The sequence below is a fragment of the Acetobacter fabarum genome (assembly GCF_040702925.2).
Lineage (GTDB): Bacteria > Pseudomonadota > Alphaproteobacteria > Acetobacterales > Acetobacteraceae > Acetobacter > Acetobacter fabarum_B.
In genome coordinates this window covers 138792-150296 of the sequence record NZ_JBFCXX020000005.1, presented here as the reverse complement: position 1 = coordinate 150296, position 11505 = coordinate 138792, and the positions used below count along the sequence as shown (strand labels likewise).

The window sequence follows — 11505 nt, the reverse complement described above, 5'->3', positions numbered from 1 at the left end:
TAGAAAATAAGGAGGTTTGGTGCGAACTGCGGGACTCGAACCCGCACGCCCATACGGGCTGGAGATTTTAAGTCTCCTGCGTCTACCATTCCGCCAAGTTCGCATATGCTTCGTATGGCCTATGCGGCTGTTCTTTAGCATGCTTCAGCTGTTGCGCAAATCTTCGGTTTATCTGGCTTGCAAAAGGAGTGGTCCTTTCTGTCGGAGCCATCTTTCAGCCTGTGTTTTATGTGGTGTAATTTTGTTCACGCATTGCCAGAAGAGTGGGCCGTGGTTCATGTGCTGGAGGTGGCTCAGTTCATGGGCAATCAGGTAGCGCCGTACCAGTTCCGGGGCCATGATTACGCGCCAGGATAGCATGATCCGCCCCGTTGAGGAGCAGCTTCCCCAACGGCTAGACGTGTCTCGGATGTCCACCCGGGTCGGGCGCAGGCCTGTGTAATGGGCCATTGCCTGCACTTCTCTTTTTAATACGGTCGCGGCATGGCTGCGGAGAAAATCGGTCACGCGCCTGTTAATGAATGCTACATCCCCACTAACCATAAGGTGGTCGTTTTCCAGCCACGCGCCCCCCAGTTGTTCTGGGGAGTGGACAATCTGGTATGGCTTTCCTTCAATCAGAATTATGTTGTTGGCTGAAAAGGACGGTGCTTTTTCCAGTTTTTTTAAGCGCTCACTAATCCAGGCATGATTTTTCTGGACAAATGAAAGTGCCTGGGCAGAGGTGCAGCCTTGCGGGATGGTCACAACTAGCTGTTGCTCGTGCGGCGCAATGCGCAGGGCAAGATGCCTTGCCCGTAAGGAGTGTTTCCAGATGACCTGTAAAGGCTCCTGAGTGGAAATGTTAATTTCCGTCGGGAGTTGCTGCAGGCTCTGCTGGCCAGTCAACAATGTAATCCTCCAGTGCTCCTGCGCGTCTTTCGCTAATGCAGCGTCCGGCGGCGGATGCGCCGGAGGTAACAACCGTGCTGGGGTTGCCTGTGATCAGTGGGTGCCATGCGGGTAGGTCGTGTCCGTCAGACAGTCGCTTGTAAGCACAGTCTGGAGGGAGCCAGTCCAGATCAGGGATCATGGCGGGGGTTAAGGTCACGCAATCCTGCACTTTACGGTGGCGGTTGGGATAGTCCGTGCACTGGCATGTTTTTACGTCCAGAAGTCTGCAGGCGACAGATGTATAATGGAGTTCTTCCGTGTCATCATCACGGAGTTTGTGCAGGCAGCACCGACCACAGCCATCGCATAGGGACTCCCATTGTTCGGTTGTCATGTCCGCAAGGGGAGTCGTTTTCCAGAAGGGGGCAGAGGGTGAGGATGTCATTGTACGATGCTAAAGAAAATTGAGAGAAAGAGACTGGTAAAGGCAGCATTTTTCAGGAGTGGCCACCAGAAAAGACGGAGCCTTGCTCGCCTGTCCGCACCAAGTTCCCGCGCTGTGGCAGACCAGTCCCGCTGCAGGGTTCTGATGGGCAGGGATAACGGAAACAAAAGCAGGGGAAGAAGACAAATGCCCTGCAGGACCGGTGTAGTTTGTGCATGTCGCAAAAGGGGCAGTACTACGGACAGACCGACGCAAGGAAGCAGGAGAAAAAGCATGGTGGCATAAAGCCATTGCTCAATACGCAGGACAATACTCAGCCCCAAGAGCAGGGCGGTAACCACCAGACTTATTATGACAATCAGCAGGCCATGGAAACATGCCGCGTGTACATCAGCAAGGCCCCAGTAATATGGAATCATGCGTGGTGCATCCATTGCTGGAAGCGCTCACCCAGTGTCCCCAGATTGGCTTCCCAGAAGGTGTCATCTATCGTAATGGCGGATGGAATACGCTCAAGGTGTGGGGCAAAGGCGTTCAGTTCCGATAAGGAGGGCAGAGAGGGCCAGGCATTAGCAAACGCCTGTTGTTGTGCCGCCTGTTCCAGCCAGGATACAAAAGCCAGAGCCGCGGGGTTGCGTGCTGCGGTTGTCAGCACGCCCCAGCCATATTGGACCAGAAAGCGCTGCTGCCAGTGCAGGCCAAAGCGTTGGCGATCTGGTTCGGATGTACCCAGAATTTCCCCCGTGGGAACGCACCCCATAAGAGCGCCTCCCGAAGTCAGGATATGTCCGGCTTCTTCCGGTGTGGACCACCAGGCAATATAGGGCCTGACCTGTTCAAGTTTGAGAAAAGCGCGGTCAACCCCTTTGGATGTGGCCAGAACAGTGTAGAGCGCATTGGCCGGTACGCCATCGGCCAGCAGGGCGATTTCCAGCGTCAGGCGCGGGTCACGGCGGAGGCTGCGGCGGCCGGGGTGGCGTGCAACATCCCATAAATCGGGCCAGCCGGGTTCTGTGTCAAACCGGGCGCGATCCCATGCCATGGCGTAATCTATGGCGGCGGAAGGCTGGCCACAATTACTTAGGGAACTATCCGTCTGGTGACGTGACAGAAGCTTGAGGTTACAGCCGATGCGCAGACTGCTGCTTTCCATCATGGCCGCTGCCAGAGGGTGGTGAGTCTGCTTTATAACGTGTTCCAGATCGTTGATCTGTCCATTCCATCCGTGGGGGATAATGGTCTGGTGGGTGAGTTGCTCGTAAGGTTTGAAGAGGATTTTGCTCTGTATCTGGGAAATTTTTCCAGAAAAGGTCAGAATATGCAGGTGTTTTGCGGCTCTGGTCTGTGTGGTGGGGCGCCGGGTCATGGCGGAGGCGGGGAGCAGCGGAGCCAGACAGCCCAGCCCGGCCAGCAATGCGCGCCGGCGCGATAAGACGCTAGGAGAAAGAACCTGCCCCTGTTCCTGGGAGGATACTGCCTGCCTGTCGGATGTGTTCAGGAAAGGGAGAGAGAACAGGGTAAACCTCATGCGTCGTTAGTGTTGGACAGTTTTGCCAGCCTAAATCTAGCTGGTTTTTTTATCCATCGGAAAGGCTGTTGCGTTCCGTGTTTGCCAGGCCAGCAGGGTGGGGCGGCCAGCGCTTAGCTCGTGCTGTGTATGCACGGGGGGGCGGTTAACGGTTATTTCCGTTCCGTCCCGCAGGCGCATGCGCAGGACAATGGTGTGGCCAAGATGGTGGGCGGAGACAAGTGTGCATGGCAGATCGCCTGCTTCGGCACTGTTATCAGCCTCCATCTGCCGTGGAAAGAGAACGGAAAGCCGATCGGGCAGAATACAGATGCTTGCCAGATCATATTCCGCCAGATCACCGTCGGCCATTGCCTCGACTGTTTCGCCTGATGGCAGCCGGAGTTCGGCCACATCATCCTCAAGGCGCAAGACCTTGCCGGTCAGAATATTGGCGTCTCCCAGCGCCCGCGCCACGGCGGGCGTGGCAGGGCGGTTGAGCAGGGTGGGCGCATCTGCCACCTGTAGCAAATGCCCTTGGTCGAGCACACCAATGGTGTTGGCCGCCATGAAAGCCTCGGTCCGGTCCGAGGTAAGGAACAGGGAGGTCAGGCCGACGGCCTGACGGAGGCGTTCCAGAAACGCCAGAGAGCGTTTTGCAGCCTGTGCGGGCATACCCTTCAAAGGCTGGTTGAGCACGAGCAGATCAGGAGAGGTAATCAGCGCGCGCGCCAGTGCCACGCGAAAAACCTGCTCAGTGGAAAGTGCAGGGGGAAAGCACGAGCGCACTGCATCCAGCCCTGTCAGGGCCAGAACCTCGTCACGCCTGCGGCTGATCTCGGCAGGTGAGAGCAGGCCCGTGGCGCGGAGGGGAAACAGAATGTTGTCAGTCACGCTCAGGTGGTCGAACAGAGGCGCATGCCCCCCTACCGTGGCGATCCCACGGTGTCCCTGCGGTCGATGACTGACATCCATCCCGTGTAGGCATACCTGTCCCGATAGCGGGCGACGTCCCGCCAGAGCCTCGGTCAGTGCGTTCAGGTCATCTGTGGTGGGGCCGATTCCCAGCAGGGCCATGCAGCAGCCGGAACTCAGGCGTAAGGCAAAGGGAGGTACTTTGGGCAGGACAGTAAAATCTGTAAGCGCCAAAGCCGGGAGTGAGCCATGCGCTGGCGGCATGCAACTATGTCCTTTTTTATGGGTTAAATAAGGTGTTGTAATTTAAAACGGTAAAGTCAACGAGGTTTGTTTCATGTCATCAGATAAAATCAAAGACGTTAAGCTGGCTGGCGAGGCTGCAGCCGAAACCGCGCGTGAAGAACTGGAGGCCGTTAAAGCCCATATCGAGCGTCTGGTTACACAACATATTGTTCCCGCACTGGGTCGCGCAGGCGGCAAGGCGGGTGATCTGACAGAACAGGCAGTTGCCAATGCTCGCGAACTGGCCGATCATACACGTAACGATCTTGCAAAGCGTACAGGCAGTCGTTCGTCCTGGTTATCCATTGCCATTTCCGGCGTGGTAGGGTTTATCATCGGGCGCATGTCTCGCTGACGCTTTGCGCGTCATCTGAACGAAGGTAGCTCCAGAGCCCATGCGCATCTTTGATCTTGGTAAATCCGCCCTATCTGCCCAGTCTTCTCTGATGCAGCAGATGGCCATCCGTTACGGTCGTCAGGCCGCTTTTTTGATCATGGCGGCGGTGTTTGGCCTTTTTGCCCTGATCACGGGGCATGGTCTGCTCTGGATTCTTCTGGTGTTTGTTGGCCACTTCGGGCCGGTTGGCGCATCCTTTACCGTTTTCGGGCTGGATGTGCTGGCCGCCCTTGTGTGCGTTCTGTTTGGCCGCCGCTCCTACCTGACAACGGAGGAAGTGGAAGCCCGGATCATGCGTGACCGCTGCATGACCCAGATGCGCGACTCCGTGACCATGGCTGCGGTTACGGCCACCGTTGCCACCGCCGTTGGCCGCGGTGGTACCCGCAAGGTGTGGGATATTGTGCGTGGTAAAAAGGACTGAATTTGTCCAGTCTGGGTTAAGCCATAGGTTCCATTCCAAATTTGCATTGGCGCGCTGGATTGTTTCTGTAAATGATGGCGTCAGTCTTTTGTGAGTGTGCAAATTTTTTGCATACTCGCTAGTGTGAGCAGTGAATGGAACTTGAGCATAATCCTGTTGTGGACAACGAGACCCGTCGGTCCTTTGGTTACCGGCTGGCTCGACTTGCGTCCATGTGGCGGCGGGAAATTGATGCCGATCTGCGGGTATTCGGCCTGACCGATGCCACGTGGCGGCCCATTTACTATCTCAATTTTTCGTCCTCATCCATGCGTCAGACCGATCTGGCCCGTTCCCTGTCACTTGAGGCCCCTTCACTGGTGCGGCTTCTGGATGTGCTGGAAAAACGCGGCTACGTCGTACGTGAGACGGATGAGGAAGACAGACGTTCCAAGCTTGTCAGCATTACGTCCGAGGGCCGGCAGGTGGCGGCTCTGGTCAGCCGTGTGGCGGATCAGGTTACGGCCCGGCTTATGGCGGGTGTGTCCGACCCGGAGCTGGAACAGTGCTGTGGCATTCTGGACCGGGTAGAGCAGGCTGCTCAGGCCCATAAAGAGAGTGCCGATGCTGAAAAAAGGGACGCACGGTAATGCTGGTGTCCAGGACGATGTCATGCTGACGGAATTTAATCTCTTTGGCGTCTTCATGGCGCCTATTGTTGTGTATGCGCTGGCAGCACTTCCTCTGACCATGTGTATCCGGTTTGCGTTGTGGTGGAGTGGCCTTTTAGGCTGGTTCTGGCACATCGCACTGTTTGAAGTTTCGCTTTACGTCTGCATTCTCTGTCTGCTGATCCTCTACGTCTGACCTGAAAAGGCTTTTGAGTCTCTGCAATGCCCCTTCTGCGCACCCTGATACGAGTTGTTCTGACCCTGGCGGTCGTCTCTCTTGCGATTGTTCTGGGGATCACTCTCTGGAACGTCTACATGATCGCCCCCTGGACCCGCGACGGGCGCGTGCGTGTTTACGTGGTCGATGTGGCTCCCGAAGTCTCTGGCACCGTGGTGCAGATTCCGGTGGTGGACAACCAGTTTGTCCACAAGGGCGATCCGCTCTTTGTGCTTGATCCGGTCCGCTTCCGTCTGGCTATCCGCGAGGCACAGGCCCGGCTGGATGGCGCATTGGAAGACCTGAAGCTCAAACGCAATGACGCCAAGCGCCGTATGGGCTTGGGTGGCATTGTGTCGGCCGAAGAGCAGGAAGTGTTCAACTCCAACGTGGCAACCCAGATTGCCGCGGTTGACGCCGCCCGCGCCGCACTGGACGTAGCCAAACTGAACCTGCAACGTTCGGTTCTGTATTCCCCTGTCAATGGTTATGTAACCAACCTGAACCTGCGGGTGGGGGACTACGCGGCAGCCAGTCAGGCGCGTATGGCGGTGATCGATGCCGACTCCTACTGGGTTTACGGGTATTTTGAAGAAACCAAGATGTGGGGCGTGCACGTGGGTGATGTCGCCCGCGTCAAGCTCATGGGGTACAAGCCAATCCTCGCCGGGCATGTTGTCAGCATTGCGCGTGGTATTAACGATACCAACGGCACGCCGGACAAGCTTGGTCTGCAGGATGTGAATCCGATCTTTACATGGGTGCGTCTGGCCCAGCGTATTCCGGTGCGTATCCACCTTGACCATGTGCCTGATAGCGTCACCCTCGCAGCAGGTATGACGGCTACGGTCAGTGTGGGGCCGGAGCCAACCGGGCGCAGGGGTACGTTGACTACCTGGCTGCAAGATCATCTCTGAGCGTGGGCCAAGGATGAAGCGCATGAAGGCTCGCCGTCGCTTTGGGTTATGTGCCGCAACAGGCATGTTTCTCTCCGCCTGTACCGTTGGGCCCAATTATCAGCCTGACCGTATGAAGCTGCCTGCCCAGTTCAAGGAGGCAGCTGAGGAACATGTTGCCACTCCTGAAGAGATTGAGCGCACAAACAAGGAAATGGTCGAGTGGTGGGCCCTGTTCAAGGACCCCCTGCTCTCCCGCCTTGTGGAGGACGCCATAAAGGGGAACTACGATCTCCAGATTGCGGGGCAGCGTATTCTGGCCGAACGCGCCATGCGTGACCGTTCCGCCGCGCAGTGGTACCCGCAGATGGATGCCAACATGGGGGGCGGGGATGTCCGCTACTCCCTGAACATTGATAACTGGCCAATCCGCCCGGGTAATCCAATGAACAGGCCGGAAGCCTCCATGCTGACCTATGGTGCTACTGCATCGTGGGAGCTCGACATGTTCGGGCGTATCCGGCGTGACGTGCAGGCCCGTGAACACGCGGTTGAAGCCACGATTGAAGCCCGCCGTGCGGTGCTTATGGGGCTTTTGTCCGAGCTGGCGTCGGATTACATGCTGCTGCGCGTAACGCAGTTGCAGATCCAGATTGCCACGGACAACATTCGTGTTGCCAAGGATGCCGTAGACCTGACTAACAAGCTGTATCTGGAAGGTGTGGGGAACACCTTGCAGATCGCGCAGGCTCAGGCGGAACTGGATGCCCAGATCGCGGCGCGTGAACCGCTTAAAACCCGTGTTTCTCAGGTTACGCATGCCATTGCGGTGCTGCTGGGTAAAATGCCGGGTGAGCTGGAAGACGAACTGAAGCAGCAGCGCCCGCTTCCTGTTGTGCCGGAGTTCCCGGCGGTTCTGCCTTCTGTTGTCATTGCCAATCGCCCGGATGTGCGCATGGCGGAGCGGCGTTACGCAGTCGCCACGGCCCAGATTGGCGTTGCAGTCGCCAATCTGTACCCACACTTTGTGGTGCCACTGACCTTCAACCCTAACGCGTCTGCCATGTATCAGGCGTTTCAGGTCAATGCGATGAGCTGGCAGTTCCTGCTTATGGCCAGCCTGCCGCTGATGCATGGTGGAAAAATGACGGCAGAAGTCCGCGCAACGCAGGCTTCGGCCGAGGCAGCACGCCTGACATACCGGCAGACAGTTCTGACGGCCTTCAAGGAGGTCGAAGACTCCATGGCGGCCTGGCATGATGATATTGAATATGCCGAGCAACTGCACAAAGCGGCGGAAGATAGCGCAACTGCGAGTGATCGTGCCCGTAAACTGTACGGCGCGGGGCTGGTTGGCTTTCTGGAAGTGCTGACAACCGAACGTACCACATTGAACGCGCAGAACATGGAAGCTCTGGCCCGCCTTGAACGCCTGCGTGATGCGGTGAACCTTTACACAGCCCTTGGTGCGGGGTGGAAGGGGGTGGCTCTTACCAACTCTACCCTGCCTGTGTCGCTTGAAACGCAGAATATTCTGGCAAGAGCTTTCTCGCAGTAACGGACTCTGGTTCGCTGCATGTTTTCAAAACCCGCCCGGTTATTGACCGGGCGGGTTTTTGTTATGGGCAGGAGCAAAGTATCTGAATGCGATGCGTATCATCTGCGTTGTGTATGAAAGTGTGTGTGCCGCTAAGGTCTCAGGCCCGGATGTGTTTGGGCCTGTGGTTGCGTCAACCTTGCATGGAGTGGGCGGCAAGTTGCTGGAATGCGGGGCGGGTGGCCTGCCCGTGCAGAAAACGCAGCATGGCTTTACGCGCCAGCCCGGCATCCCGCCCCAGAGAGATCAATCCACCAATCTGGGAAGGGTGGCGAAGCAGGGAGCGCAGCAGCAAGCCGATTTGCAACCCACCATCGGGGGATAGAACACAGGCCGTAATGGGGGGAAGAGAGCGCGTCGCCGGGTCGCACACAACTCGCAGCACGGCAAAGGGCAAACCTGCTTCATGGGCCGCACGGGCTAAAAAGCCACTTTCCATATCCAGTGCGGCACATTGTGTGCTGGCAAACAGCTCAGCCTTGTGCTGGGCCTGCAACACGACCTGATCGCTGTGGAGGAGAGGCCCACTGATAACTCCAGTTTGCCCCCCACCCAGAATATGGCGCAAGGTCGGGTCACTGGGCCAGACATTGCCCCATGCCTGAACGGCGCCGGGAATAACAATGGTTCCGGGGGGCAGGGCCGGGTCCAGTCCCGCTGCAAGGCCAAAGGATAACAGGCAGTCTGTCCCACACGCAGCGAGCCGGTTGGCCTCGTGCTGCGCGCCCGCACTTGTGGCGCCACTTGCAGCAATGGCCGCATGGGGGAAGACTTTCCGGATGAGCTGTGCTTCCGCCTTAAGCCCGACCAGAATGCCAGGGTGTGTCGGGGCGCGGTGCGGAGGAGTTGGTTGTGTCATGGATCAGAACCCAAGCCTTGATGGACACGAAAAGACAATCGGAGGAAGCTGTGTGATGGGCTCCAGCCAGCGGGTAGGTTTTTGAGCCATTACAGATGGCACGTGTAGTCGCCTCAAACAGTCTGGCGACCGGCCTGCGCTTAACCACAGGATATACGGATCAAGGCGATACTTTCCCCCGCAACTCCGTAACGGGCCGTGGGGGGCAGAATAGCGGCCGCCGCCCGTGTGCGTTCAGGACGGCGTTTTAAGGCCCAGTGCATGGACTGCGCGCAGGCCCGAGCGCATGGCGCCTTCCAGAGTCGCGGGCAGGCCGGTATTGGTCCAGTCCCCTGCCAGTGCCAGATTGATCAGAGGAGTAGCCGAGCCTGGTCTGCGGCGGTTCTGTTCCGGAGTGGCGGCAAAGGTTGCGCGCTTTTCCCATACAATACGCTGGGCATCCGGTGTGGAGGGGAGGGGTTGCTCCAATACTGCATCACAGGCGCTGCGGAGTTCGGACCAGATGATGCGGGCCAGTTCCTCGTGGTCATGTCCGGCGTAGCGGTTGGCGGCACTGACGGTCACAGACAGGATATTCCCACGCAGGAACACCCATTCCGTCACGCCGCCAATAACCCCCATAAATCCGCATTGGGCAAAAGAACCAACAGGGCGCGGGGCCTCTGCCAGACGGAAATGCAGGTTCAGAATGCTCTCAAACGCATTGGGTGTTATCAGCCCGGCCATGTGCTGGCCCAGCAGCCCTTCGGCGACCGGTGCGGTGGTGGCGACAATCACCTGATCATGCCCGGACAGGGCAATGCTGTCCTGCGCGGTATGGAGCGTAGTGACCCGGCCTTTGGCGACATCCATCCCCGTGATGCGGGTTTGCGTGCGGATCTCGGCGTTCATGGACTCCAGATAAGCGACGGCAGGGTCCACAAGAGACTCGGAAAGACCGTCACGCGCAAACCAGGGTATACAGGCATGCCCCCCGAGCGAGAGTGATTCCCGTACCACAGCGCCAAGCAGTGCCGCGCTGCCTGTATCGCTCAGGGTGTTCAGGGCGGAGATGGAAAAAGGTTCAAGCAGCCTGCGGGTAAAGGCACCGGGCAGCAGGCAGTCGGCCACGGTGGTCTGGTCGTCTGCGCGGATCAGGCGGTAGAGGCTCTGCAACTCGGGCAGGCGCATGTCCGGTACGCGGCGGTGGGGCTGGAAAACCCATAAGGGCAGACGCCCGCGGGACAGATCCAGCGTCCAGCGTGCATCCTCGGCCAGATCAATAAACGGGAAGACCGGTTTGCCCGGCCCGCTGAGCGTATCCAGTGCGCCCGTTATGCCAAGGTAGCGGAATACCGTGCTGTTGGCGGACAGGAGCAGGTGGTTACCATTATCTATGCGGCAGTCCAGATGCCGGTCATGGTAGGAGCGGGCGCGCCCGCCGCATGTCCGCCCGGCTTCATGCACGATCACACGCGTGCCGGTGCCCGCGACTTCCACCGCGGCGGCAAGGCCAGCCATGCCACCACCAATAATATGCAAAATACCAGACATGCCGCGTTTTGCCGTTATCTCAGGACGTGTAGGAGAGGGCAAACCACCGGGCTTTGCCAAGAAGGGAGGTATGGGGGCGTTTGCGCAGCACGTCTGCGCCCCAGCCACGCTTGCACAGTGCTTTGAGAATGGACTCGTAGCTTGCCCCCATAATGCGGGCCGGGAGCATGGAGCGCGGCTGGCAGATTTTCATGGTGGCAAAAGCCGTGCGGAAGTGGTCCTGCGCACGGGCGGCCATAACGCGGGCGACCAGTTCCAGCCCCGGAGCGGACAGGGCCTTGATCGGGTCCTTGGGGACATCAAAGCGTTCCAGCAGATCAGCCGGCAGGTACAGCCGCCCACGGATTGCATCTTCGGGAATGTCACGCAGGATGTTGGTGATCTGCAAGGCCCGGCCCAGATGGAAGGCCACAAGGTTACCATTTTCTGAACTGTCGCCAAAAATGCGGACAGACAGACGGCCCACGGCGGAGGCTACGCGGTCGCAATACAGGTCCAGCGTTTTTTCGTCCGGGGCAACAATGGCGGTCTGCGTGTCCATCAGCATGCCGTCAATCACGGCATCAAAATCAGCCTGCTGAAGAGAGAAAAAGTTGATGGCGGCCAGCAGAACGCGGTCCAGCGGTTCGGTCGGAAGGACAGCCCGCTCCGCAAAAAGTTCGGCAATGCGCTGGTGCCAGTCTTCCAGACCTTTGGTGCGTTCGGCCAGTGGGGCCGTGCCGTCTGCAATATCGTCCACTACGCGGCAGAAGGCGTATATGGCGTACATGCCGTAACGCCGCATGGGCGGCAGGATGCGCATGCCAGCGGCAAAGGAAGTGCCCGCCTGTTTGACGGTGCTTTCCACCCACGCAAGATCAGCCGGATCGCATCCGAGCGGGGTCGGTTTGTCGTGCATCGGGATGTT

The 11505-nt window shown here is 58.3% G+C and carries 14 protein-coding genes and 1 tRNA gene; 6 read left to right on the top strand and 9 right to left on the bottom strand.

Annotation, left to right across the window (positions count from 1 at the left end; all coding sequences use genetic code 11):
• Nucleotides 1-17: 17 nt before the first annotated feature.
• From AB2L51_RS06190 to AB2L51_RS06165, 6 genes are all read right to left on the bottom strand, one after another.
• Nucleotides 18-103 (bottom strand) — tRNA-Leu (locus AB2L51_RS06190).
• A 65-nt stretch (nucleotides 104-168) separates the two neighbouring features.
• Nucleotides 169-888: a M48 family metallopeptidase gene (locus AB2L51_RS06185; RefSeq protein ID WP_395581731.1), complete on the bottom strand. Its 720-nt coding sequence runs from the start codon at nucleotides 886-888 to the stop codon at nucleotides 169-171.
• Nucleotides 845-1318, bottom strand: coding sequence for a YcgN family cysteine cluster protein (locus AB2L51_RS06180; RefSeq protein WP_395581730.1), 474 nt, complete (start codon nucleotides 1316-1318; stop codon nucleotides 845-847). Before AB2L51_RS06180 ends, AB2L51_RS06185 begins: the two co-directional genes overlap by 44 nt.
• On the bottom strand, nucleotides 1315-1737 hold the full coding sequence (locus AB2L51_RS06175; protein WP_395581729.1) for a spermidine/putrescine ABC transporter permease: 423 nt from the start codon (nucleotides 1735-1737) through the stop codon (nucleotides 1315-1317). Before AB2L51_RS06175 ends, AB2L51_RS06180 begins: the two co-directional genes overlap by 4 nt.
• Nucleotides 1734-2846, bottom strand: coding sequence for an extracellular solute-binding protein (locus AB2L51_RS06170; protein WP_395581728.1), 1113 nt, complete (start codon nucleotides 2844-2846; stop codon nucleotides 1734-1736). The genes AB2L51_RS06175 and AB2L51_RS06170 overlap by 4 nt, the downstream gene beginning before the upstream one ends.
• Before the next feature lie 36 nt (nucleotides 2847-2882).
• Entirely contained in the window at nucleotides 2883-4004 is a 1122-nt protein-coding gene (locus AB2L51_RS06165) for an ABC transporter ATP-binding protein (protein ID WP_395581727.1), read from the bottom strand.
• A gap of 73 nt (nucleotides 4005-4077) precedes the next feature.
• Here AB2L51_RS06165 and AB2L51_RS06160 point away from each other — a divergent pair, with 73 nt between their 5' ends.
• The 6 genes from AB2L51_RS06160 (at nucleotide 4078) to AB2L51_RS06135 (ending at nucleotide 8167) form a co-directional block, all read left to right on the top strand.
• Nucleotides 4078-4380, top strand: a complete 303-nt coding sequence (locus tag AB2L51_RS06160) for a hypothetical protein (RefSeq protein WP_166114633.1) — start codon at nucleotides 4078-4080, stop codon at nucleotides 4378-4380.
• A 40-nt stretch (nucleotides 4381-4420) separates the two neighbouring features.
• Complete coding sequence (locus AB2L51_RS06155) at nucleotides 4421-4846, top strand: phage holin family protein (protein ID WP_166114630.1); 426 nt, start codon at nucleotides 4421-4423, stop codon at nucleotides 4844-4846.
• Nucleotides 4847-4980: 134 nt separating this feature from the next.
• A complete protein-coding gene (locus tag AB2L51_RS06150) occupies nucleotides 4981-5475 on the top strand; it encodes a MarR family winged helix-turn-helix transcriptional regulator (protein ID WP_166114627.1) in 495 nt (164 codons plus the stop codon).
• Nucleotides 5476-5497: 22 nt separating this feature from the next.
• Nucleotides 5498-5692: a DUF1656 domain-containing protein gene (locus AB2L51_RS06145; protein WP_025827705.1), complete on the top strand. Its 195-nt coding sequence runs from the start codon at nucleotides 5498-5500 to the stop codon at nucleotides 5690-5692.
• A 26-nt stretch (nucleotides 5693-5718) separates the two neighbouring features.
• Nucleotides 5719-6630 (top strand): HlyD family secretion protein, encoded by a 912-nt coding sequence (locus AB2L51_RS06140; RefSeq protein ID WP_166114624.1) that lies wholly within the window; start codon nucleotides 5719-5721, stop codon nucleotides 6628-6630.
• Between the two features lie 22 nt (nucleotides 6631-6652).
• Nucleotides 6653-8167 (top strand): efflux transporter outer membrane subunit, encoded by a 1515-nt coding sequence (locus tag AB2L51_RS06135; protein WP_184382656.1) that lies wholly within the window; start codon nucleotides 6653-6655, stop codon nucleotides 8165-8167.
• A 172-nt stretch (nucleotides 8168-8339) separates the two neighbouring features.
• Here the strand turns inward: AB2L51_RS06135 and AB2L51_RS06130 are convergent, their stop codons facing one another.
• The 3 genes from AB2L51_RS06130 to hpnD all read right to left on the bottom strand — a co-directional run bounded on the left by AB2L51_RS06130 (nucleotide 8340) and on the right by hpnD (nucleotide 11496).
• Nucleotides 8340-9065, bottom strand: coding sequence for a phosphorylase family protein (locus AB2L51_RS06130; protein WP_395581726.1), 726 nt, complete (start codon nucleotides 9063-9065; stop codon nucleotides 8340-8342).
• 234 nt (nucleotides 9066-9299) lie between these two features.
• On the bottom strand, nucleotides 9300-10598 hold the full coding sequence (gene hpnE, locus AB2L51_RS06125) for a hydroxysqualene dehydroxylase HpnE (protein WP_395581725.1): 1299 nt from the start codon (nucleotides 10596-10598) through the stop codon (nucleotides 9300-9302).
• Nucleotides 10599-10617: 19 nt separating this feature from the next.
• A complete protein-coding gene (gene hpnD, locus AB2L51_RS06120) occupies nucleotides 10618-11496 on the bottom strand; it encodes a presqualene diphosphate synthase HpnD (RefSeq protein WP_395581764.1) in 879 nt (292 codons plus the stop codon).
• Nucleotides 11497-11505 lie beyond the last annotated feature (9 nt).